The sequence below is a fragment of the Cupriavidus agavae genome (genome assembly GCF_004217045.1).
Lineage (GTDB): Bacteria > Pseudomonadota > Gammaproteobacteria > Burkholderiales > Burkholderiaceae > Cupriavidus > Cupriavidus agavae.
This window is the reverse complement of record NZ_SGXM01000001.1, coordinates 1,124,226-1,145,988: the sequence shown is the minus strand read 5'-3', so window position 1 is coordinate 1,145,988 and position 21,763 is coordinate 1,124,226. Positions and strand designations below refer to the sequence as shown.

22 protein-coding genes are annotated in these 21,763 nt (G+C 64.7%); 8 read left to right on the top strand and 14 right to left on the bottom strand.

Annotated elements, in window-relative coordinates; genetic code table 11:
* Window positions 1-8: 8 nt before the first annotated feature.
* A complete protein-coding gene (gene dkgB, locus EV147_RS05180) occupies window positions 9-812 on the top strand; it encodes a 2,5-didehydrogluconate reductase DkgB (protein WP_130390027.1) in 804 nt (267 codons plus the stop codon).
* Here dkgB and EV147_RS05175 read toward each other — a convergent pair.
* A complete protein-coding gene (locus EV147_RS05175) occupies window positions 781-1,788 on the bottom strand; it encodes an acyltransferase family protein (RefSeq protein ID WP_157994664.1) in 1,008 nt (335 codons plus the stop codon). The genes dkgB and EV147_RS05175 overlap by 32 nt on opposite strands.
* Window positions 1,789-2,066: 278 nt before the next feature.
* Here EV147_RS05175 and EV147_RS05170 point away from each other — a divergent pair, with 278 nt between their 5' ends.
* Window positions 2,067-3,587, top strand: coding sequence for an MFS transporter (locus EV147_RS05170; RefSeq protein WP_235844605.1), 1,521 nt, complete (start codon window positions 2,067-2,069; stop codon window positions 3,585-3,587).
* On the opposite strand, the gene EV147_RS05165 is transcribed toward EV147_RS05170, so the two are convergent.
* Window positions 3,584-4,657, bottom strand: coding sequence for an endonuclease/exonuclease/phosphatase family protein (locus EV147_RS05165; protein WP_130390025.1), 1,074 nt, complete (start codon window positions 4,655-4,657; stop codon window positions 3,584-3,586). The two genes, EV147_RS05170 and EV147_RS05165, sit on opposite strands and share 4 nt — an antisense overlap.
* A gap of 281 nt (window positions 4,658-4,938) precedes the next feature.
* Between EV147_RS05165 and EV147_RS05160 the strand changes: the two genes are divergently transcribed.
* Window positions 4,939-5,289, top strand: coding sequence for a hypothetical protein (locus EV147_RS05160; protein ID WP_130390024.1), 351 nt, complete (start codon window positions 4,939-4,941; stop codon window positions 5,287-5,289).
* 67 nt (window positions 5,290-5,356) lie between these two features.
* Here the strand turns inward: EV147_RS05160 and guaA are convergent, their stop codons facing one another.
* The 3 genes from guaA to guaB form a co-directional block, all read right to left on the bottom strand.
* On the bottom strand, window positions 5,357-6,976 hold the full coding sequence (guaA, locus tag EV147_RS05155) for a glutamine-hydrolyzing GMP synthase (RefSeq protein ID WP_130390023.1): 1,620 nt from the start codon (window positions 6,974-6,976) through the stop codon (window positions 5,357-5,359).
* Window positions 6,951-7,649 carry a hypothetical protein gene (locus EV147_RS05150; RefSeq protein ID WP_130390022.1) on the bottom strand — a complete coding sequence of 233 codons (699 nt, stop codon included), beginning with the start codon at window positions 7,647-7,649 and terminating at the stop codon, window positions 6,951-6,953. The genes guaA and EV147_RS05150 overlap by 26 nt, the downstream gene beginning before the upstream one ends.
* Window positions 7,650-7,760: 111 nt before the next feature.
* On the bottom strand, window positions 7,761-9,224 hold the full coding sequence (gene guaB, locus EV147_RS05145; RefSeq protein ID WP_130390021.1) for an IMP dehydrogenase: 1,464 nt from the start codon (window positions 9,222-9,224) through the stop codon (window positions 7,761-7,763).
* Between the two features lie 113 nt (window positions 9,225-9,337).
* Here guaB and EV147_RS05140 point away from each other — a divergent pair, with 113 nt between their 5' ends.
* Window positions 9,338-10,297, top strand: a complete 960-nt coding sequence (locus tag EV147_RS05140) for a DMT family transporter (protein ID WP_130390020.1) — start codon at window positions 9,338-9,340, stop codon at window positions 10,295-10,297.
* Between the two features lie 94 nt (window positions 10,298-10,391).
* On the top strand, window positions 10,392-10,982 hold the full coding sequence (locus tag EV147_RS05135) for a DUF4124 domain-containing protein (protein ID WP_130390019.1): 591 nt from the start codon (window positions 10,392-10,394) through the stop codon (window positions 10,980-10,982).
* 5 nt (window positions 10,983-10,987) lie between these two features.
* Here the strand turns inward: EV147_RS05135 and EV147_RS05130 are convergent, their stop codons facing one another.
* Window positions 10,988-11,338 carry an RnfH family protein gene (locus EV147_RS05130; RefSeq protein WP_130390018.1) on the bottom strand — a complete coding sequence of 117 codons (351 nt, stop codon included), beginning with the start codon at window positions 11,336-11,338 and terminating at the stop codon, window positions 10,988-10,990.
* The gene (locus EV147_RS05125; RefSeq protein ID WP_130390017.1) at window positions 11,322-11,762 is read right to left on the bottom strand and encodes a type II toxin-antitoxin system RatA family toxin; all 441 of its coding nucleotides are present in this window, start codon (window positions 11,760-11,762) and stop codon (window positions 11,322-11,324) included. The genes EV147_RS05130 and EV147_RS05125 overlap by 17 nt, the downstream gene beginning before the upstream one ends.
* A gap of 119 nt (window positions 11,763-11,881) precedes the next feature.
* On the opposite strand from EV147_RS05125, the gene smpB reads away from it, so the two are divergent.
* Entirely contained in the window at window positions 11,882-12,409 is a 528-nt protein-coding gene (smpB, locus tag EV147_RS05120) for an SsrA-binding protein SmpB (protein WP_268907410.1), read from the top strand.
* Window positions 12,410-12,462: 53 nt separating this feature from the next.
* On the opposite strand, the gene EV147_RS05115 is transcribed toward smpB, so the two are convergent.
* The 3 genes from EV147_RS05115 to ppsA all read right to left on the bottom strand — a co-directional run bounded on the left by EV147_RS05115 (window position 12,463) and on the right by ppsA (window position 16,442).
* Window positions 12,463-13,401, bottom strand: a complete 939-nt coding sequence (locus tag EV147_RS05115) for an SPFH domain-containing protein (protein ID WP_130390015.1) — start codon at window positions 13,399-13,401, stop codon at window positions 12,463-12,465.
* Between the two features lie 61 nt (window positions 13,402-13,462).
* Window positions 13,463-13,888, bottom strand: coding sequence for an NfeD family protein (locus EV147_RS05110; RefSeq protein WP_130390014.1), 426 nt, complete (start codon window positions 13,886-13,888; stop codon window positions 13,463-13,465).
* 169 nt (window positions 13,889-14,057) lie between these two features.
* Window positions 14,058-16,442 (bottom strand): phosphoenolpyruvate synthase, encoded by a 2,385-nt coding sequence (gene ppsA, locus EV147_RS05105; RefSeq protein ID WP_130390013.1) that lies wholly within the window; start codon window positions 16,440-16,442, stop codon window positions 14,058-14,060.
* A 274-nt stretch (window positions 16,443-16,716) separates the two neighbouring features.
* Between ppsA and ppsR the strand changes: the two genes are divergently transcribed.
* Entirely contained in the window at window positions 16,717-17,646 is a 930-nt protein-coding gene (gene ppsR / locus EV147_RS05100; RefSeq protein ID WP_130390012.1) for a posphoenolpyruvate synthetase regulatory kinase/phosphorylase PpsR, read from the top strand.
* A 91-nt stretch (window positions 17,647-17,737) separates the two neighbouring features.
* Window positions 17,738-18,253 carry a hypothetical protein gene (locus tag EV147_RS05095; protein ID WP_130390011.1) on the top strand — a complete coding sequence of 172 codons (516 nt, stop codon included), beginning with the start codon at window positions 17,738-17,740 and terminating at the stop codon, window positions 18,251-18,253.
* Between the two features lie 4 nt (window positions 18,254-18,257).
* Here EV147_RS05095 and EV147_RS05090 read toward each other — a convergent pair whose 3' ends face one another.
* From EV147_RS05090 to lpxA, 4 genes are read right to left on the bottom strand one after another with little or no spacing between them, the layout of a single operon-like run.
* On the bottom strand, window positions 18,258-19,034 hold the full coding sequence (locus EV147_RS05090; protein ID WP_130390010.1) for a TrmH family RNA methyltransferase: 777 nt from the start codon (window positions 19,032-19,034) through the stop codon (window positions 18,258-18,260).
* A gap of 9 nt (window positions 19,035-19,043) precedes the next feature.
* Window positions 19,044-19,736 carry a ribonuclease HII gene (gene rnhB, locus EV147_RS05085; protein ID WP_130390009.1) on the bottom strand — a complete coding sequence of 231 codons (693 nt, stop codon included), beginning with the start codon at window positions 19,734-19,736 and terminating at the stop codon, window positions 19,044-19,046.
* Complete coding sequence (gene lpxB / locus EV147_RS05080; RefSeq protein WP_130391191.1) at window positions 19,736-20,929, bottom strand: lipid-A-disaccharide synthase; 1,194 nt, start codon at window positions 20,927-20,929, stop codon at window positions 19,736-19,738. The genes rnhB and lpxB overlap by 1 nt, the downstream gene beginning before the upstream one ends.
* Before the next feature lie 27 nt (window positions 20,930-20,956).
* Window positions 20,957-21,760, bottom strand: coding sequence for an acyl-ACP--UDP-N-acetylglucosamine O-acyltransferase (lpxA, locus tag EV147_RS05075; protein WP_130390008.1), 804 nt, complete (start codon window positions 21,758-21,760; stop codon window positions 20,957-20,959).
* Window positions 21,761-21,763 lie beyond the last annotated feature (3 nt).

The window sequence follows — 21,763 nt, the reverse complement described above, 5'->3', positions numbered from 1 at the left end:
TGCGTCCCATGCAAAACATGCCCCAACTCGGCCTCGGCACGTTCCGCCTCAAGGGCGAGGCGGTCATCGAATCGGTGTCCACCGGCCTGGAACTTGGCTACCGCCATATCGACACCGCGCAGATCTACGGCAACGAGGCCGATATCGGCCAGGCGCTGGCCGCCACACGCGTGGCGCGCGATGACCTGTTCGTCACCACCAAGATCTGGCTCGCCAATCTGGACCGTGCCACGCTGCGCAGCAGCCTGGAAGCGAGCCTTGGCGCGCTGCAGGTGGATCACGTGGATCTGACGCTGATCCACTGGCCGGCCAAGGATGACGGCGTGCCGTTGCGGGAATCGATGGAAGCGCTCGCCGAGGCCCAGTCCGCCGGGCTGACGCGGCAGATCGGCGTCTCGAATTTCACGATCGGGCACCTGAAGCAGGCGATCGACGTGGTGGGCGCCAAGGCCATCGCCACGAACCAGATCGAGGTGCACCCGTTCCTGCAGAACCGCAAGGTGACCGACTTCATGGCCGGGCACGGCATTGCCGTGACGGGCTACATGCCGCTGGCCTACGGCAAGGTGCTGGAGGACCCGGTACTGCAACAGATTGCAACAGCGCATGGCGTGTCGCCGGCACAGGTCGCGCTGGCCTGGCAACTGCAACTGGGGCACACGGTGATTCCGTCCTCGACCCGGCGCGAGAATCTCGCCAGCAATCTCGCCGCACGCGATCTGAAACTGACCGACGCCGAGATGGCCGCCATCGCCGCACTGGACCGGGGCGAACGGCTGGTCAGTCCGGATTTCGCACCGCAGTGGGATTGAGCGCATCCGCGCCATCTGCCCGGCTCCGGCCGGGCTTTTTCCTGCCCAGCGCCAGCAGCGGCCGCTCCACATACTGATAGAACAGGCAGGCTGCCGCCACGGTCCATCCCAAAGCGAGCACGCCGAGCAGATCGTATGGCAGGCCGTCGGCATGACGCGTGGAGAACTTGTAGAACGCAGGCAAAGTGAAGACCTGCAGCAGGTAGATGCTGTACGAGGCATCACCGAGGTAGACCAGTATCCGCGACGCGGTCTGCCGCATGGTCAGCGCGCCGTGCACCAGCAACGCGGCCGGCACGCCCCATGTCAGCAGCCGGTCAGCGTCCGGCCGCCAGACCAGTGTGGCCGCCAGCAGCCCGGCGCCAAGCGCCGCCAGCGGCAGGCCCAGCGGCAGCATCCCGGCCCGGTGGAGCCGGGCGATGCCCATGCCGAAGACGAATTCGAGCGCCAGGGGCCGGCTCCAGCCCAGTCCGACCAGCACCACGAGCGCCACCACCGGAAACAGGAAGGCATCCCGCTCGCGGCGGAACAGGAGTCCGAGGGCGAACAGGCCGTAGAACAGCATTTCGTATTCGAGCGACCATCCCACGTACAGCACCGCCATCCGGTCCGCCACCAGCGTCGACACGAACAGCAGCGACGACACGATCAGTTCAGCGCTGCGTGTCTCGTCGCGGAACGCACCGGGCGCCAGCATCAGCAGCGCGATCATCGCCCCCGTCAGCAACCAGTAGATCGGCACAATTCGCCATAGCCGGTTCCTCAAAAATTCACCTGCCGTGCGGCGCCGCCGGTCCTGCGTATAGACCATGACGAAGCCCGAGATCACGAAGAACACGTCGACACCGAAATCGCCCCACCCGTCCGGCAACGCCAGCGAGACCGGCTGGCCGTAACTGCGCGCCGTGACGAGCAGGTGCGACAGCACCACGACGAGTGCCGCCACCGCCCTCAGTGCCTGGATATTGGTGAGCATGGTCCTCCGCTTCCACGGGCAACGCCGGTTCGCGACCGGCCCGTGCAACCTGCCGCAAAAGTGCTGCACTGTCAGTGCGTTTGCGCGCATTGGGCCCGCGCATATTGGCCTGCGTCAATCCTTCGCATACCCCGCCAGGCGAGAGGCGCTGAACCTGTGCTGGCACAAAGTACGCGCGCCCCGCCGCTGCTACTTTGGGCGAATCCGGTTTCAGGGCTGTCCCATCTCCAATTTTGAACCGGCGGCGACGCCGCCTCGCCTGGCAAGGGGAATGCATCGTGTCACAACCATCTGGCTCCACCGCGGCAGATCTGCCGAACAATGCAACATCGATCCAACGGCCGGCCGCTGCCGCGGCGGACATCCCTGACTTCCAGGGCAACGACCGGCTGCTGTTCGGCATCGTGCTCGGCGTCCTGACATTCTGGCTGTTTGCGCAGACCACGCTGAACATCGCGCCCGACATGGGCACGTCGCTCGGACTGCCCGCCACGACGATGAACATCGCCGTGGCCATCACGGCCCTGTTCTCGGGCATCTTCATCGTCTTCATGGGCGGCATCGCCGACCGCGTCGGGCGCATGCGCATCCTGCGCATCGGCTTCTGCCTGAGCATCGCCGGATCGCTGCTGGTGGCGCTGGCGCCCACCGGCACGCTCGCCGCGTCGGCACTGGTCGTCGGCCGGGCGCTGCAGGGCCTGTCGGCGGCGTGCATCATGCCGGCCAGCCTGGCGCTGCTCAAGACATACTGGCACGGCGCCGGACGCCAGCGCGCCATCAGCCTGTGGTCGATCGGCTCGTGGGGCGGTTCCGGGCTTTGCGCACTGTTCGGCGGCCTCGTCACGCAGAACTTCGGCTGGCGCGCCATCTTCCTGACTTCCGTGGTCGTGGCGGTGCTTGGCCTGCTGATGATTCGCGGCACGCCGGAGAACCGCGCCAACGTGCCGCTCGATGCAAAGACCGACCGCTTCGGCATCTTCAGCTTCATGGTCACGATGATCGCGCTGCAGGTGGTGGTCACGCAGGGTAGCCGGCTCGGCTGGGGCAGTGTCGAGACGCTGTCGATCGCCGCGGTTGCCGTGGTGTTCGGGGCGATCTTCCTGCGGCACGAACTGCGCACGGAAGGTCCGTTCATTGATTTCCGCCTGTTCCGCAACAGCACCTATACCGGCGCGACGATCTCCAACTTCATGCTCAATGGCGTGGCGGGTACGCTGATCGTGACCATGCAGCTGGTGCAGATCGGCGGCAAGCTCACGGCCCAGCAGGCGGGCATGCTGACAATCGGTTTCGCGGTGACGATCATCGGCTTCATCCGCGTGGGCGAGAAGCTGTTGCAGCGGTTCGGATCGCGCAAGCCCATGCTGTGGGGCTGCATGATCACGGGCCTGTCGATCCTGCTGCTCGGCATGACCCATGTTTCGCTGGAGAACTACAAGATCCTGGTCATTGCCGGGTTCGCGCTGCAAGGCATCGGCCTGGCGTTCTACGCCACGCCGTCCACCGACGCTGCGCTGTCGGCCCTGCCCGAGAACCAGGCCGGCGCCGGGGCCGGCATCTACAAGATGGCGTCGTCGCTCGGCGGCGCGTTCGGCGTGGCCATTTCGGCGGCCATTTTCACGGCGCTGCGTGCCGATACCGGGGCGCCGCTGCTTGACGGCGTGATGGCCTTCGAGGGCGGCAGGGAGATTGCCGTGCGCGAGGCGGCCAGCCTGGCGCTTTGCTTCAACCTCGTCATGGTCGTGGTCGCGGCGATCTCGATCATGCTGACGATCCCGCGCGGCAAAGCGCGGAGCTAGGAAGTCAGCGCCAACGGCTGGCTGGGAGCGGCGACGCGTCCGGCCAGCCACGCATCGGCATCGTCGATATCGAATTCGATCCACATCGGCAGATGATCGCTCATGCGGTAGGTGCGCCAGTCCTTGAAGCTGCGGCCTGGCCGTACCTGGCGCTCGGCCTGGTAGAGATCCGCATCGGCCAGCCGGTAAACATGCTCGTACAGGTCGAACACACCTGCCCTGCCGGTCGGACGCATGCGCGACAGGCGCCGGAAGTAGGCGATCTGGTCGTAATGGCGATTTTTCGCCACGTTGCTGCCCGGCACCGACTGCAGCGGCTCGGGCACGACAAACCCGGCCCGCGTGATGCCCTCCATGGTCACATCCTGCCGATTGAAGATATTGAAATCGCCAAGCAGCAACAGATTGCCTGGCTCGGCCTTGACGCCTGGGGCGGGCTGCGGCGCCGCCGACAGCTTGCCGGCGGCACCGGCCACGGTCTGGCTGAACGCCGTGATTTCCGCCAGGCGCCGCGCATCATTGGGCTTGCTCGTGCCGTAGTAGATATGCACCGTAGCGAGCGTCAGATAGGCCCATCCCGCCTGAAATCCGGCCAGATACGGCGATCGCGCCAACTGCACTGGCGCCACCCTGGCGTTTCGAGGCTTAGGAAGCACCAGTTCGGCGGCCAACCCTGTAAACCTCACCTTGCGGCGATCATAAAGATAGGCCATCCGCTCGGCGTTGCCCGACACCCCCAGCGTCACGTCCGTCACCAGATACCCCCACCACGGCCCAAGCATCTGCTGAACGCGCTGTAGCGGATAAAGCCCGTCCCGCACCTCCTGCACGGCAATCAGATCAAACCGCGACAGGATCTCGGCGATATAGCAATAGGCTTCGTCAGACCGAAAACCATACTTGCCCGAGTCGAACTCCCGGATGTTCCAGGTGGCCAGCAACAGCGTGCGCGTGGCGGTCCGGTCCGGGATCTCCGCGGCAAGCCCGGCGCGCAGCCGCGTCAGGCCCTCGACGGTGCGGGTACGGACCGAAAGATCGGCGATCTGATCGAGGATTGCATAGCGTTGCACTGGGGTCCTTGCGCTTCAGAGTTTCGGGGCGACAAGGTTTGGGGATGCGTCAGGGCCGAACTATGAGCGAGGTCAAACGCTGTGCCGTTCGATCTACGCCTTCAAGGTTTCGCGATGTGATTCGTGGGCGGCAATGTCGCCCACATCGCCACTCGTTTGATCTGGCGAGCCAAATGACGGCGAAATGATCCACATCATCACCGGGCGGCGTGCTCAAAGTGATCCTCTTCGAAGCGCCGGTTGGCGACGCTCTTACCGCATAAACTCTGAAGGAGAAATCGATGCACGACTCAACCGCAATACTGCCTCTCATCACCGACCCGGTAGTCGAGCAGGCGCTGATTTCGCTGACTGGCTGCATCAACGGTTTCGTCGCGACGCTCCACCCCAGGGACAAGATGCATGTCGACCGAACCTTGCGCATTCTCCGCCTCATGGGTCATTACGAAGAACCCGAAACAATGAGAAATTGGGCGGTCAGGAACGCATGGCATCCCAAGGCCGCCCATGAGCTGGCAAAGCTCGCTGCGAAAATCGCTTCGCTGAAACGCCGACCACGGTTGGAGCGCCCGGAAGATGTCGAGCGACTTTATCAATACTGGACAGACAAGGCTTCGGAAAGCGTGTCCTAGTTGCAGCACCCGCTATTCCGCAGCCTTCTTTTGGTCGAACCGTAGACGCTTCAACGCGGCGCCAAGCTCACTCCCACTCGATCGTCGCCGGCGGCTTGCCGGACACGTCGTACACCACCCGGTTCAGTCCGCGCACTTCGTTGATGATGCGGTTCGAGCAGCGGCCGAGCAGTGCGTACGGCAGGTGTGCCCAGTGGGCGGTCATGAAGTCCGTGGTCTGCACGGCGCGCAGGGCCACCACGTAGTCGTAGGTGCGGCCATCGCCCATCACGCCGACCGATTTCACGGGCAGGAAGACCGCGAAGGCCTGGCTGGTCAGGTCGTACCAGCTCTTGCCCACCTGATGCGGCTCGCACAGGCCGGCGGCGGCGTCCTGCTCGGTGGCGATGGTCTTGCGCAGTTCCTCGATGAAGATGGCGTCCGCCCGGCGCAGCAGGTCGGCGTAGTCGCGCTTGACCTCGCCCAGGATACGCACGCCGAGGCCCGGACCCGGGAACGGGTGGCGGTAGACCATCTCGGGCGGCAAGCCCAGCGCCACGCCGAGTTCGCGGACTTCGTCCTTGAACAGGTCGCGCAGAGGTTCCAGCAGCTTCAGGCCCAGCGTTTCCGGCAGGCCGCCCACGTTGTGGTGGCTCTTGATCGTGGTCGCCTTCTTGGTCTTGGTGCCGCCCGATTCCACCACGTCCGGGTAGATCGTGCCCTGCGCCAGCCACTTGGCATTGCCGAGCTTCTTCGCCTCGGCCTGGAAGACCTCGACGAACTCGCGGCCAATGATCTTGCGCTTCTGCTCGGGGTCGGTCACGCCGGTCAGGTGGCCCAGGAACTGGTCCGAGGCATCGACGTGGATGACCTTCGCGTGCAGGCGGCCCGCGAACATGTCCATGACCATCTTGCCTTCGTCCTGGCGCAGCAGGCCGTGATCGACGAACACGCAGGTCAGCTGGTCACCGATGGCGCGATGGATCAGCGCGGCGGCCACCGACGAATCCACGCCACCGGACAGGCCCAGGATCACCTCCTCGTCGCCTACCTGCTCGCGGATTTTCTGGACGGCTTCGGCAATGTGGTCGCGCATGACCCAGTCCGCCTTGGCGCCGCTGATCTTGAGCACGAAGCGCTCCAGCATCTCGCGGCCCTTGGATGTATGCGTGACTTCCGGGTGGAACTGCACCGCGTAGTAGCCGCGCGCCTCGTCGGCCATGCCGGCGATCGGGCAGCTCGGGGTCGAGGCCATCAGCTTGAAGCCCTCGGGCAGCGCCGTGACCTTGTCGCCGTGGCTCATCCAGACCTTGAGCATGCCGTGGCCTTCCGGCGTGGTGAAATCCTCGACGCCATCGAGCAGGTTGGTGTGGCCGTGGGCGCGCACCTCGGCGTAGCCGAATTCGCGCGAATCGCTCCACTCCACCTTGCCGCCCAGTTGCACGGCCATGGTCTGCATGCCGTAGCAGATGCCCAGCACGGGCACGCCCAGATCCCACACGGCCTGCGGCGCGCGCAGCTGGTGGTCTTCGTACGTGCTGGCGTGGCTGCCCGACAGGATGACGCCCTTCGGCGCGAACTCGCGGACGAATTCGTCGGTGACGTCGTTCGGGTGGATCTCGCAGTAGACGTGCGCTTCGCGGACGCGGCGCGCGATCAGTTGCGTGACTTGCGAACCGAAATCAAGGATGAGGATTTTGTCGTGCATGATGGGCAGTTGGCGTTGCTTCCGGGTCGGAATCGGGCATCACTTCGGTGCCCGGCCCGTAACCGGGGGGCGGCGTGATGACCGGCTCGCGCCGGTATTCGGGGGATGCTGGGGACGTCGCCGGACGCGCCGGGCGGGCGGCGCCGCGGTCGGTCACAACGGTCACGTCGCTTACGTCAGTCACGTCGCGGGCGTCGCGGACATCGGCGTGGTTCGGATAATGGACTTCGGCAGGCCGTGCCTCACGGCTGGCCCTTTCCTGCTCGGCAAGCGCCCGCTCGCGCAGCCGGACCTTCTTCGCGGCGGGAATCTGCACGATGGCGAAGAACAGCAGCATGGCGGCCATCGTCAGCAGCCACACCTTGCCCGCGCCCTGCACGGGCATGTCGAGGAACAGCGTCCAGACCGCAATCAGGATCGCGCTGACCAGGTTCACCCAGCCAACCGTGCGCGCCACCGGCACTGTCATGTGCCCGTTGACGGCCGCCGAGAACAGCAGCCAGGCCATGCCGACCGTGGCGGCGCCGAGCAACTGGCCGAACAGCGCCGGCTCCGGCACGGGCAGTTGCAACGCGGCGTAGAGCGTGGTGAACGGCGACATCAGCAGCAGCATGCCGATCAGCAGGTCGAGCAGCGCATCGAAAAACAGAACGGCTCGCAGCAGTACCTTCATGGATGGGCGCTCCTAGTTGCAGCGCGGCCGCGCGGCCTCGTCGACACCGACGAAACCAGCGCGGCCGTGACGCCCCGGGGCCGGCATGTCCGGCCAGGGGCGGGGTCAGGATCAGTCGATATGGTAGTTCGGGGCTTCCTTCGTGATCTGCACGTCATGGACGTGCGATTCACGCATGCCCGCGGCCGTGATCTGCACGAATTCGGCAGTCTCGTGCCACTGCGGGATCGAGCTGGCACCGCAATAGCCCATCGACGCACGAATACCACCGGTAAGCTGGTGGATGATCGCCTGGACCGGGCCCTTGTAGGCCACGCGTCCCTCGATGCCTTCCGGCACGAGTTTGTCGACGTTCGCGGTGTTGTCTTCCTGGAAGTAGCGGTCGGCCGCGCCATCCTTCATCGCGCCCACCGAGCCCATGCCGCGGTAGCTCTTGAACGAGCGGCCCTGGAACAGGAACACCTCGCCGGGCGCCTCTTCGGTGCCCGAGAACATGCCGCCCATCATCACGGTATGCGCGCCAGCCGCCAGCGCCTTGGCCACGTCGCCCGAGTAACGGACGCCACCATCGGCGATCAGCGGCACGCCGGTGCCCTTCAGGGCCTCGGCCACGTTCGACACGGCGGTGATCTGGGGCACGCCCACACCGGCCACGATACGCGTGGTGCAGATCGAGCCCGGGCCGATACCGACCTTGACGCCATCGGCGCCATGCTCGACCAGCGCCAGCGCGGCGGCGCCGGTGGCGATGTTGCCGCCGATCACCTGCACCTGCGGGAAGTTCTGCTTGACCCAGCGCACGCGGTCCAGCACGCCCTGGCTATGGCCGTGCGCGGTATCCACCACGATCACGTCGACGCCGGCCTTGACCAGCAGTTCCACGCGTTCGTCGTTATCGGGGCCCACGCCCACCGCGGCGCCTACGCGCAGTTGGCCATGGGCATCCTTGCTGGCCAGCGGGTTGTCCACGGCCTTCTGGATGTCCTTCACGGTAATCAGGCCGCGCAGCTCGAATGCGCTGTTGACCACCAGCACGCGCTCCAGGCGGTGGCGGTTCATCAGGCGCTTGGCTTCCTCGAGCGGGGCACCCTCGGCGACGGTCACCAGCTTGTCGCGCGGGGTCATCTTGGCGCGCACCGGGGCGTCGAGTTCTTCCTCGAAGCGCAGGTCGCGGTTGGTGATGATGCCGACTACGGTCTTGCCCTCGAGCACAGGGAAACCCGAAATGCCATGCTGCTGCGACAGGGCGATCACATCGCGCACCTTCATGTCGGGCGAAATGGTGATCGGATCACGCAGCACGCCCGACTCGTAGCGCTTGACGCGCGCTACTTCGCGGGCCTGGTCGGCGGGCTTCAGGTTCTTGTGGACGATACCGATACCGCCGGCCTGTGCCATGGCGATGGCAAGGCGGGCTTCCGTCACTGTATCCATGGCGGCGGACAGCAGCGGAATGTTGAGTTCGATCGAACGGGTCAGGCTGGTGCGGAGGGAAACATCCCGGGGCAGGACGGCCGAATAGGCCGGTACGAGCAGCACATCATCGAATGTGAGTGCTTTCTGGACAAGACGCATAGCAAATCCTCTAGGCGCAAAAGCAGATTATACCGGAATGCAGGATTTGCTGATGCGTTCCTGCAATGCCTTTGTTATCCTCGGCCTCCTTTTTCAACGGCGCATCGGAAACCATGGGAATCGGCGTGTTGTGCGGCCTGCTGGCCGGAGCGTTCTGGGGCATGGTCTTCATCGCGCCGAAGCTGCTGCCGGTGTTTTCGCCGTGGGAACTGGCCATCGGCCGCTACCTGGCGTACGGGCTGGTGGCATGCGTGGCCGCGCTGCCGCTGATGCGCCGCATTGCGCGCAAACTGACCCGCGCCGACTGCGTGGCGCTGCTGCGCCAGGCCTTTACCGGCAACCTGCTCTATTACGTGCTGCTGGCGTTCGGCGTGCAACTGGCTGGCGTGGGGCCAACCTCGCTGATCATCGGCATCCTGCCGATTTCGGTCACGCTGATGGGCCGGCGCGACCATGGCGCCGTGCCGCTGCGTCGGCTGCTGCTGCCGCTGCTGGTGGTGGCGGCAGGCATCGCCTGCATCAATATCGACCTGTTCGGTGGCGGCGGCAGCGCGCACGGGGCGACCGCCGAAGCCGTGGCGCGGCCGGTCTGGCAGAAGCTGGCCGGCGTGGTCTGCGCCGCAGGGGCGCTGGTCTGCTGGACACTCTACGCGGTGGACAACGCCCGCTACCTGCAGCGCAATCCGCACTTCAGCGGCAACGAGTGGTCGGCGCTGTACGGACTTTCGACGGGGCTGGTATCGCTGGTCCTGGCCGTGGCCGGCTGGATGGTGTTTGGCGACCACCTGACCGCACCGGGAAGCGGCCGCGACTGGCAGTGGTTCTGGACTGTCAACGCGGCCGTTGCGCTCGGAGCGTCGCTTATTGGCAACAACCTCTGGAACATTTCGAGCCGCCGGCTGCCCTTGACGCTGTCGGGCCAGATGATCGTCTTCGAGACGCTTTTCGCGCTGGCATATGGCTTTGTGTTCGATCACCGCTGGCCCCGGCCCCTGGAAATCGCCGCCATCGTGCTGCTGATGGTCGGCGTGGCCTGGTCCGTCCGCTTGCATGCCACGGACAAGGCTCAGTAGACTAGCGCGATGCCGCACGGGTCACATCGCTGTCAACCCCACCGGCGTCTGATTCCGAAGATTTCTTCCCGTCCGCCCTGCTCACGCCATCGCCATGAAACGATCGTCCGTGCCGTATCCGCTGGTTGCCGCCCTGTTTGCCGCACTCACCGCGCTGGCAGCACCGGGCACCGCCTTTTCGCAATGGCAATGGAAGGACGCCAACGGTCGCACGGTCTACAGCGACGTGCCGCCGCCGCTATCGGTACCGGCCAGCGCCATCCAGGCTGCTCCGGGGCGCATTGCAGGCGCCTACCGCCCTGTCGAGGACGAAGCTGGCACGGCCGAGATCAAGTCGGGGCCGAAGGCTGCGAAGGGCGAACCGCGCATGCAGCCGGTCAGCGCCCGGGCTGCCACCGACAAGCCCGCCAAGGCTGGCGACAAGCCGGCCACCCCGGACGAGGCATTCCGCGAGCGCCGGGACGCCAGGATCAAGGCCGATCTGGAAGCTGCCACCAAGGAGCGCCAGGAACTGGCGCGGCAGGAACGCTGCCAGGAAATGCGCAACTACGCCACCGGCCTGAGCCAGGGCATGCGCGTGTCACGGGCGGGCGCGGATGGCACGGCCCAGCGGCTCAATGACGACGAGCGCGCCGCGGAACTGGCCCGGACCAACGAATCGATGAGCCAGCACTGCACCGGCTGACCGACTCAGGCGGTCCCGCCCCCACTCCGCCATTTCTGCCCCTCCCGCTCGCCCGAACGCGTTTTCTGGACGCGTTTGCGGCGCGCCTGCTTGGGATCGGCCGTCAGCGCCCGATAGACCTCGACGCGATCCCCTTCCCGCACCACCGTATCGATGGTCTTGAGCTTGCCGAAGATGCCGACCCGCATCGTGGTCGGATCGACTTCCGGGCAGGCAGCGATCAGCCCGCTGGACTGAACGGCCTGCATGATCGTGGTGCCGGGCGCAACGGCCACGGATTCCAGGAATACGTGGCCGGGCCGCGCATAGCAGACCGAGAGCCGCACCGGGCCGGCCGGGTCAGGACTTGTCGGCATATACCACTTCGGCGCGCTTGACGAAGGCATCAACGAAGGTGTTGGCGATGACGCTGAAGGCCGGTCCTATGATTTTTTCGAGCAGAACGCTCGAAAACTCGTAGTGCAGGTGGAATTCGACCTTGCAGGCATCGGCCCGCAGCGGCGTGAAGCGCCAGCAGCCGTTGAAGGTCTTGAAAGGACCGTCCGCGAACGTCATATCGATGCGGGTAGGCCGTTCCTGGATGTTGCGCGTATGAAAATACTGCTTGATGCCACTGAAATGGATATTGATCTTGGCGTCGAGCACGGTTTCGGTCTGTTCGAAGACCTCCACGCCGCCGCACCAGGGCAGGAACTTGGGATAGTCCTCGACGCGCGTGACCAGGTCGTACATCTGCTCGGCGGAAAAACCAAGCAGCACGGATTTATGGACGTCTGCCATGTATTCGGTTCGCAGGCCCCGCGATCATGGCCGGGGCCGGGGTGGTTTGCTAGAATCCCGATTTTAGCCGACCGCCGCGAACCCGGCACGCCCGGCATGGCCCGCACACCACACCGCCTGTGCGATACCGGGCCCGACACCAGACAACCGGCCGCCGGCAGACCCGGCGGCCTGCAAAGGATTCCACCACCCGCATGACGATCGCTGACAACAAGAAAGCCTTTTTCGACTACTTCATCGAAGAGCGCTACGAGGCCGGGATCGTGCTGGAAGGCTGGGAGGTCAAGGCAATCCGCGCGAACCGCGTCCAGATCAAGGAAGGCTACGTCGTGGTGCGCGATGCCGAGATGTTCCTGATCGGCGCCCATATCAGCCCGCTTCAGAGCGCGTCCACCCACGTCACGCCGGACCCCGTCCGCACCCGCAAGCTGCTGCTCAAGGCGGACGAGATCAAGAAGCTGATCGGCAAGGTGGAGCAGCGCGGCTACACGCTGGTACCGCTGAACCTCCACTACACGCGCGGCCGCGTGAAGTGCGAAATCGGCCTGGCCAAGGGCAAGAAGCAGTTCGACAAGCGCGAAACCGAGAAGAACCGCGACTGGGAGCGCGAGAAGGCCCGGATCATGAAAGGCGGGTCGAAAGAATAAGAACGAGAAAACGGAGGCCTCGGCCTCCGTTTTTCTTTGTTGCCCGGACCCCGTCAGAGGCCCCGCGTACCGCCCTGCCCCTTCACGATCTGCAGCGCAGACGCAATCATGGTGCTCATGTCGCCCATATTGCCGGGGACGATCAGCGTGTTGCCCTGCTTGGCCAGGTTGCCGAACGCCGCCACGTACTCCTCGGCCACCTTGAGGTTCACGGCCTCCATCCCACCCTCGTTGCGGATGGCGTGGCCAATCTTCTCGATGGCCTGCGCATTGGCCTCCGCCACGGCCAGGATCGCCGTGGCCTCGCCCTGGGCCTGGTTGATGGCCGCCTGCTTCTCGCCTTCCGACTTCTGGATGGCTGCCTCGCGCGCCCCCGACGCCAGGTTGATCTGCTCCTGGCGCTTGCCCTCGGACGCCGCGATCAGCGCCCGTTTCTCGCGCTCGGCGGTGATCTGGGCCTGCATCGCATGGAGGATCTCCTTCGGCGGCGTCAGGTCCTTGATTTCATAGCGCAGCACCTTGACACCCCAGTTCGCGGCCGCCTCGTCGAGCGCATTGACCACGCTGTGGTTGATGAAATCGCGCTCCTCGAAGGTCTTGTCCAGCTCCAGCTTGCCGATCACAGACCGCAGCGTGGTCTGAGACAGTTGCGTGATGGCCACCACGAAGTTGCTCGAACCGTAGGACGCCTTCATCGGATCGGTCACCTGGAAGTACAGCACGCCATCGACCTGCAGCTGCGTGTTGTCCTTCGTGATACAGACCTGGCTGGGCACGTCGAGCGGGATTTCCTTGAGAATGTGCTTGTAGGCCACGCGGTCGACGAACGGCACCACGATGGAAAGGCCCGGCGTCAGCGTCGCGTGGTAGCGGCCCAGGCGCTCCAGCACCCAGGCGTGCTGTTGCGGCACGATCTTGATGGCCTTGGCAATCAGCACGATCGCGCCAATGAGCAGAATCAGCGGTAGCACGCCTAGCTGGAAAAGAAGCATCTACAACTCCCGTCAAAAGAGAAAAAGGTCGGCGGCAAGGGTACCTCGCGGCGCCGGAGATTCAACGCGGCGAAACGATCAGCGTCGTGCCGCGGACTTCCACGATCCGGAACCGGCCCGGCGCGCGATCCATCCCGGGCAGCAGTTCCACGGTCCAGTCGGCGCCCCTGTAGGGCACGCGGGCGCGTCCGAATCCATCCCAGGCCGCCACGTCCAGTTCCTGCCCGATGTCGAGATTGACATCGGGATCGGTGCCGGCATCCTTGCGGCGCAGCTTGCCATAGCGGGTACGCCGCAGCGCCGCGATGGCGATGATCGCGACGATTGCGGCGGCCAGGGTCTGGAATGGCACGTCAAGCCCGACCAGGGCGGCAAGCCCACCTGCCGCCACGCCAGCGGCGATCATCAGCAGATAGAACGTGCCGGTGGCCATTTCCGCGATGATCAGCACCACGGCGGCCGCGAACCATAGGTAATACGACGTCATCCCGCTCCTTATTCTGACGTGACAGCAACCCGAAAAACAAAGCCCCCGTCAAACGCTTTCGGCGTCTGCGGGGGCAGTTGGAACACCTGCCGCAGGGCCGGTGCCGCAAGACGCCGGCCTTGCGGCCGGTCGTCATTATTGTGATCTGGCTATTGTGACGCGTGATGCCTCACGAAGCCAGTTGTTGCCACGTTTCGACCACGGAATCAGGATTCAGCGAGATCGACTTGATGCCTTCCTTGGCCAGCCATGCGGCAAAGTCCGGGTGATCCGAAGGTCCCTGACCGCAGATGCCGACATACTTGTCCAGGCGCAGCGCCGTGGAAATGGCGCGCTGCAGCATGAAAACCACGGCCGGATCGCGTTCGTCGAAATCCTTGGCCAGCAGTTCCATGCCCGAGTCGCGGTCCAGGCCCAGCGTCAGCTGCGTCAGGTCGTTCGAACCGATCGAGAAGCCGTCGAAGAACTGCAGGAACTCTTCGGCCAGGATCGCGTTCGACGGCACTTCGCACATCATGATGATACGCAGGCCGTTCTCACCGCGCTTCAGGCCGTGCTTGGCCAGCAGTTCGATCACGCGCTCGGCCTGGCCCAGCGTCCGCACGAACGGCACCATGATCTCGACGTTGGTCAGGCCCATTTCGTCGCGCACGCGCTTCATGGCCTTGCATTCCATCTCGAACGCTTCGGCGAAGTCTTCGGAGATGTAGCGCGAGGCGCCACGGAAGCCCAGCATCGGGTTTTCCTCGTCCGGCTCGTAGCGCGAGCCGCCGATCAGCTTCTTGTACTCGTTCGACTTGAAGTCCGACAGACGCACGATCACGGGCTTCGGGTAGAACGCGGCGCCGATCGTGGCAATGCCCTCGGCGAGCTTGTCGACGTAGAACGCACGCGGGCTGGCGTGGCCACGGGCCACCGATTCGACGGCCTTCTTGAGGTCGGCATCGACCTGCGGATAGTCCAGGATCGCCTTCGGATGGACGCCGATGTTGTTGTTGATGATGAATTCCAGGCGGGCCAGGCCCACGCCTTCATTCGGAATCTGCGCGAAATCAAACGCCAGCTGCGGATTGCCGACGTTCATCATGATCTTGGTCGCGATGGTGGGCATTTCGCCGCGCTGGACCTCGGTCACTTCGGTTTCGAGCAGGCCGTCATAGATGCGGCCTTCATCGCCCTCGGCGCACGAAACCGTCACCAGGGTACCGTCCTTGAGCAGGTCGGTCGCGTCGCCGCAACCCACCACGGCCGGCACGCCCAGTTCACGCGCGATGATCGCCGCGTGGCAGGTACGGCCGCCACGGTTCGTGACGATGGCCGCGGCGCGCTTCATCACCGGCTCCCAGTTCGGGTCGGTCATGTCGGCCACCAGCACGTCGCCGGGCTGCACGCGTTCCATCTCGGACGGATCGTTGATCACGCGCACCGGGCCCGTGCCGATCTTCTGGCCGATGGCGCGGCCGCTGGTCAGCACGGCGGACGTGCCCTTGAGCTTGAAGCGCTGCTCGGCCTTGCCGGCAGCCTGGCTCTTCACCGTTTCCGGGCGCGCCTGCAGAATGTAGATCTTGCCGTCCTTGCCGTCCTTGCCCCACTCGATGTCCATCGGGCGGCCATAGTGCTTCTCGATGATCATCGCGTAGCGCGCCAGTTCGCTGACGTCCTCGTCGGTGATCGAGTAGCGGTTGCGCAGTTCGGGCGGCACGTCGACGGTCTTCACGCGGCCGGCTTCGCCCGGCTTGGTGAACTCCATCTTGATCAGCTTCGAGCCGATCGAGCGGCGGATCACCGGGTACTTGCCGGCTTCCAGCGTCGGCTTGAAGACGTAGAACTCGTCAGGGTTGACGGCACCCTGCACCACCGTTTCACCAAGGCCGTAGCTCGACGTGATGAAGACCACGTCGGGGAAGCCCGATTCGGTGTCGATCGTGAACATCACGCCCGAGGCAGCCAGGTCCGAGCGGACCATGCGCTGGATACCAGCCGACAGGGCCACGACATCATGGGCAAAGCCCTTGTGGACGCGATAGGAAATTGCACGGTCGTTGTACAGCGAGGCGAACACGTGCTTGATCTTGTCGAGCACGTCGTCGATGCCGCTGACGTTCAGGTAAGACTCCTGCTGGCCGGCGAACGAAGCGTCGGGCAGATCCTCGGCCGTGGCCGACGAGCGCACGGCGAACGAGGCCTCGGCGCCTTCACGGGCCGACACGCGTGCGTAATGCTCGCGGACTTCGGCTTCCAGGCGGGGCTGGAACGGGGCGGCGGCCACCCAGCCGCGGATCTCGGCACCGGCTTCGGCCAGCGCCTTGACATCGTCGACGTTGAGCGTCTTCAGACGCTCGGAAATACGGGTGGTGAGATCGTTGAAGGCGAGGAAGTCGCGGAAGGCCAGCGACGTGGTGGCGAAACCGCCCGGAACCCGCACGCCGGCGGTAGCCAGTTGCGAAATCATCTCGCCGAGCGACGAATTCTTGCCGCCGACGGTCTCCACGTCCTGCATGCGCAGTTCTTCGAACGGCAGCACGTAGGCGCCGTTATCTACCTGGTTGGTCATGAAAGCCTCAAAACAAAGTAAGAAATCTTTTGCACCGACCGGTATGTGATTGATGGTATGTGATTGATGTTCTGTCCCCGGCGGATCGCTTGGCTGAGCAATTCCGGCTGCCATCGGATGGCTCCGATGCTGCACCGCACATTATCGACAATCGGGCCCGGAATCGTTGCCCGATCGACGCTGGCGGAATTGCTTAGCCAAAAGATCGCCGCTATTCTACCGTGCCGCATCGCACTTTCGCGCAGCGGCCGTCTCAAAAAATAATTGTCCAGACATGTCCCTGCCCGACGCGCCTGACGCACCGCAACCCGCGTCCGCCCCGCTTTCGACCACCCCGCCGGCCGCCGGCTCCGCATCCACCGGCGCCACGGCCCCGGCCGATCGCCCGCAGGTCCGGACGGTTTTCATCGTCTCGGACGGCACCGGGATCACGGCCGAGACGTTCAGCCACTCGATTCTGGCGCAGTTCGAGATGCGCTTCAGGAAAGTGCGGATGCCGTTCGTCGATACGCCGGATAAGGCACATATTGCCGTCAGCAAGATCAACGAGGCGTTCTATAACGAGGGCGTGAAGCCGATTGTCTTCACCACGCTGGTCAATGCCGAGTCGAACAAGGCGATGCGGCGCGCCAAGGGCATGATCCTCGACATGTTCCAGACCTTCATCGAGCCGCTGGAAAAGGAACTGGGACTGAAGTCGACGCACGCGATCGGCCGTTTCCACCAGAATGCCGACACGGAAGCCTACAAGAACCGCATCGAGGCGATCAACTTCTCGCTGGCGCACGATGACGGGCAGTCACACAAGAACCTGGAGGAAGCCGATGTCATCCTGGTGGGCGTGTCGCGCAGCGGCAAGACCCCGACCAGCCTGTACCTCGCCATGCAGTATGGCCTCAAGGCGGCCAACTATCCGCTGATCCCCGACGATTTCGAGCGCGGCAGGCTGCCGTCGGCGCTCTACGCGTTCAAGGCCAAGATCTTCGGGCTGTCGATCGATCCGCAACGCCTGACCGAGATCCGCAACGAGCGGCGGCCCGGCAGCAAATACGCGGCGGTGGAGAATTGCCGTTATGAAGTCAACGAAGCCGAGGCGATGATGCGCCGCGAAGGCATCAAGTGGCTGTCCTCGACACACAAGTCCATCGAGGAGATCGCCACCACGATTTTGCAGGAGATCAAGATTGACCGAGATAACTACTGATTTTCTCGCCAGTTTGAGAATCGTCTAATAGGCAGGGGGCAGTCCTGGGAGGCAGGATGTCGTGACTCGACGACAACTTATCGACGCCACCATGACTGCCATCACCGCCGACCAGTACCACTCCCCGTTCGAACGGAGCAACCGCGATCGGGATCGCATTCGCTCCAGGTCCAGCACCCCCGGTTTTCGTACGGCTGCCACCATCTTTGGCGGCGTGGCCGTTTCGCTCGCCGGCATCTTCGGCATCCTCGAACTATCCTCCCGGCATACGGACAAGACCACCGAAGCCATCATCCTTCGGCTCGACTCGCTGCAAAGCTCGCAGCACGACATGGGCGAACGGATATCGCGGCTCGAAACCCGGACGGACGCCCGGTTCGAGCGGCTGGAAGACAAATTCGAACAGATTGACCAGAAGTTCGCGCTGATAGACCGGAAGTTCGAGGCCATCGACTGGAAGTTCGAGGCCGTCGACCGAAAGTTCGAGCAGATGGACCGGCGGTTCGAACAGACAGACCGCAAGATCGACCGGCTCGATGGCAAGATCGACAGGCTCGATGGCAAGATCGACCGCATGATCGACCTGTTGCTCGATCGGGCCCGGTAGGCGCTCAGCGACGCTGACGCACCGCCTCGAACAGGCACACGGCGGTGGCGGCGGCGACGTTCAGCGATTCGAGTCCGCCCGGCTGCGGAATGCCGACCTTGCGTGTGACCCGATCCATCCATTCCGCGCTGACTCCGCTGCCCTCGTTGCCGACGATCCAGCCTACGGGTTGGCGCAGGTCGGTCTCGAAGACGATGGCATCGGCATGGGAAGACGTCGCCAGCAGTGGCACGGCCAGGCGGCCGGCCAGCATGTCGAGCGTGCAATGCTCGACGATGTTGAGGTGGAAGTTGGCGCCCATGCCGGCGCGCAGCGTCTTGACGGACCACGCGAACGCGCAGCCCGTGGTCAGGAACGCGTGCGGAATGCCCGCTGCGGCGGCACTGCGCAGGATGGAGCCGACATTGCCGGCATCCTGTACGCCATCGAGGATGATGCAATCGGTGTCGATGGTCGACGGCAGGTGGCCAGCCGGCGTGTCGATGACCAGCAGAAGATCGATACCGTTGACAACATTGCTGACCTGCGCAAACAGCGTATCGGCCAGCACCACGACCCGCTCGGGCTCGATCAGGTCGAGCAGCGGTCGTACCTCGGGATGGTCGTAGTGCCGCTCGCCAACGACGCAGCTGGTCGGCTGGCCGAGGGCCGCCACGTAGGCCTCGGCCAGATGCACGCCATCGAGCACCGACTGCCCGGCCTTGCGCCGTTGGTGCGTGGAACCGACCAATGCCTTCAGATGCTTGAACAGCGCGTTATCGCGCGAGGTGACATGCTTCAAGAGCGGATCTCAAAAAGGCGGCGCATCGGCGCTCACGGCCTGCACCTGAAGCGCGGCGCGTTCGCGCTCGAGCGCCTGCCGGACCGGGGCGAACGATCGCCGGTGATGGGGCGTGGCGCCGTGCTTGTCCAGGGCGGCAAAATGCTGGGGCGTCGGGTAGCCGAAGTGGCTGTCGAACCCGTACTGCGGATACTGGTGGTGCAACTCGACCAGATTGCGGTCGCGCGCCACCTTAGCCAGGATCGACGCCGCCGAGATGGCGCGCACCTTGGCATCGCCCTTGACGATCGCTTCCACCGGGAACGGCACTTCGGGACAGCGATTGCCATCGACCTGCACCAGATCCGGCACCACCCCGCTGGCTGCCAGCCCCTGCACGGCGCGCCGCATGGCCAGCATCGATGCGTGGAGGATGTTGATCGAATCGATCTCCTCGACGGTTGCAAACGCGATATGCCAGCCCAGCGCGCGCTCGCAGATCCGCTCGAACAGCGTCTCGCGCTTCTCGGCCGTGAGAATCTTGGAATCCGCCAGTCCGCGGACCTGGCGCTCGGGGTTGAGAATTACCGCCGCAGCGTAGACCGGGCCGGCCAGCGGTCCACGTCCGGCCTCGTCCACGCCGCACAGGCGCTGCACGACCGCCACGGTCTGCGTCAGTTCGAGTCCGAGTTGCGCCGTCGCGGCGGCTTTCGGCCGGGCCATCAGCGCACTCCCCGGCTGTGCATCAGGTCGACCACCACGCCGGCGGCCAGGTTGGCCGTATCGCGCTTCAGCGTCTGGTGCATGGCGGTGAAATGTTCGCGCAGGAACGCCACGTTGCCCTCGTCATTGAGTTGGAGCAGCGTTTCGCGGGCCAGCGCCTCGGGCGTGGCATCGTCCTGCAGCAGTTCGGGCACGACGAAACGTCCTGACAGAATATTAGGCAGGCCGACGTACGGCAGGTAGCCCTGCCGCTTCATGATCTGCGCTGTCAGCCAGGGCACCTTGTACGAAATGACCATTGGCTTCTTGTACAGCGCAGCTTCCAGCGTGGCCGTGCCGCTCGCCAGCAATACCACATCGGCGGCTTCCATGGCCAAATGTGACTGCCCATCCACAATCGTCAGATCGAGTTCGGAATGCTGTGCGTGCTGCCCGGCGATGATCTCACGCAGCGCCGGACTGGCCGCAGGCAGCACGAACGCCAGGTTGCCATCCATCCGGTGCATCCGGGCCATTGCCTCGAAGAATGTGGCGCCGAGATTCCGGACTTCCGACTGGCGGCTGCCCGGCAGCACCGCGACGATACGCTTGCCCGCCGGCAGGCCGAGCGTGGCGCGGGCGCCGGCGACGTCGGGAACCATGGGGATCACGTCGGCCAGCGGATGCCCGACATACGTCGCCGGAATGCCCGCCTTGGCGTAGATCTCGGGTTCGAACGGAAACAGGCAGAGGATATGGTCCACTGCGCGGGCGATCGTCCGGATGCGTCCGCCGCGCCAGGCCCAGATCGACGGGCTGACGAAGTGCACCACCGGAATGCCGGCGCGGCGCAACGGCACTTCGAGTCCGAAATTGAAATCTGGCGCGTCGACGCCGATGAAACACAGCGGTGGCTGGGCGATCAGTTGCTCGCGGATGGCCCGGCGCGTCGCGAGGATCTCGCGCAGCGAACCCAGGACTTCGACATAACCGTTGACCGACAGCGTGTCCATCGGCCAATGCGACACAAAGCCTTGCGCCATCATCCGGCGACCGCCGATGCCGGCATAGTTGACCGTCTCGCCCAGCCGGCTTTGCAGCCCGCCAAGCAGCAGCGACGCGAGCAGATCGCCCGATGCCTCGCCGGCGACCATGGCGATCGTGCCCCGCTTGTTCGTTTGCGCCATCCCGTCGACGGGAAGCGCGGCCTGCATCGCAACCTCAGCCATGTGCGGCCTGGATCAGCGAACGATGCCGCGCTGGGTAGCGGCCAGGAATTCCACGAACGACTTCAGCGGCGCGCCCGTTTCCGCATCGGTCTGGCCGAGCATCGTGGCAATTTCGTTGCGCGCGTCATCGAAGCTCAAATCCGACTTGTAGAGCAGCTTGTATGCCTGGCGCAGCGACGCAATTTGCGCGGCGTCAAAACCACGGCGGCGCAGCCCTTCCACGTTGATGCCGTGGGGGGTGGCCTTGTTGCCGTTCTTGTCGCTGGCCGCGATCACGAACGGCGGCACGTCCTGCACCAGCGCCGAAGCGCCGCCCAGCATGGCGTGCGCGCCGATCCGGACGAACTGGTGGACGCCGCTCATGCCGCCCAGGATCGCCCAGTCGCCCACTTCCACGTGCCCGGCGATCTGCGCGTTGCTGGAGAACACCGTGTGGTTGCCAACGCGGCAGTCATGGGCAATGTGCACATACGCCATGATCCAGTTGTCGTTGCCGAGACTGGTCACGCCGCGGTCCTGCACGGTACCGGTGTGGATCGTCGTGAATTCGCGGATGGTGTTGCGGTCGCCAATTTCAAGCCGGGTCGGCTCATTGGCGTACTTCATGTCCTGCGGCACGCCGCCCACCGAAGCATACGGTCCGATGCGGTTACCTTCGCCGATAGTCGTATAACCCTCGACCGTGGTATGCGAGCCAACCCGCGTGCCACTGCCGATGCGAACGTTCGGCCCGATGATCGAGAACGGGCCAACCTCGACGTCGCCAGCCAGTTCAGCCTTCGGATCGACCAGTGCGGAGGGGTGGATTTTCGTCATGCG

Coding starts and splice junctions, on each gene's coding strand:
- lpxB (WP_130391191.1), bottom strand. CDS start 20,929: ATGCAGGCCGCGCTTCCCGTCGACGGGATGGCGCAAACGAACAAGCGG.
- EV147_RS05160 (WP_130390024.1), top strand. CDS start 4,939: ATGCACGACTCAACCGCAATACTGCCTCTCATCACCGACCCGGTAGTC.
- rnhB (WP_130390009.1), bottom strand. CDS start 19,736: ATGGCCCGGCCGAAAGCCGCCGCGACGGCGCAACTCGGACTCGAACTG.
- EV147_RS05095 (WP_130390011.1), top strand. CDS start 17,738: ATGACTGCCATCACCGCCGACCAGTACCACTCCCCGTTCGAACGGAGC.
- EV147_RS05175 (WP_157994664.1), bottom strand. CDS start 1,788: ATGCTCACCAATATCCAGGCACTGAGGGCGGTGGCGGCACTCGTCGTG.
- EV147_RS05150 (WP_130390022.1), bottom strand. CDS start 7,649: ATGAAGGTACTGCTGCGAGCCGTTCTGTTTTTCGATGCGCTGCTCGAC.
- ppsR (WP_130390012.1), top strand. CDS start 16,717: ATGTCCCTGCCCGACGCGCCTGACGCACCGCAACCCGCGTCCGCCCCG.
- EV147_RS05110 (WP_130390014.1), bottom strand. CDS start 13,888: ATGACGTCGTATTACCTATGGTTCGCGGCCGCCGTGGTGCTGATCATC.
- guaB (WP_130390021.1), bottom strand. CDS start 9,224: ATGCGTCTTGTCCAGAAAGCACTCACATTCGATGATGTGCTGCTCGTA.
- EV147_RS05125 (WP_130390017.1), bottom strand. CDS start 11,762: ATGGCAGACGTCCATAAATCCGTGCTGCTTGGTTTTTCCGCCGAGCAG.
- EV147_RS05130 (WP_130390018.1), bottom strand. CDS start 11,338: ATGCCGACAAGTCCTGACCCGGCCGGCCCGGTGCGGCTCTCGGTCTGC.
- EV147_RS05115 (WP_130390015.1), bottom strand. CDS start 13,401: ATGCTTCTTTTCCAGCTAGGCGTGCTACCGCTGATTCTGCTCATTGGC.
- EV147_RS05135 (WP_130390019.1), top strand. CDS start 10,392: ATGAAACGATCGTCCGTGCCGTATCCGCTGGTTGCCGCCCTGTTTGCC.
- dkgB (WP_130390027.1), top strand. CDS start 9: ATGCAAAACATGCCCCAACTCGGCCTCGGCACGTTCCGCCTCAAGGGC.
- guaA (WP_130390023.1), bottom strand. CDS start 6,976: ATGCACGACAAAATCCTCATCCTTGATTTCGGTTCGCAAGTCACGCAA.
- lpxA (WP_130390008.1), bottom strand. CDS start 21,760: ATGACGAAAATCCACCCCTCCGCACTGGTCGATCCGAAGGCTGAACTG.
- EV147_RS05140 (WP_130390020.1), top strand. CDS start 9,338: ATGGGAATCGGCGTGTTGTGCGGCCTGCTGGCCGGAGCGTTCTGGGGC.
- ppsA (WP_130390013.1), bottom strand. CDS start 16,442: ATGACCAACCAGGTAGATAACGGCGCCTACGTGCTGCCGTTCGAAGAA.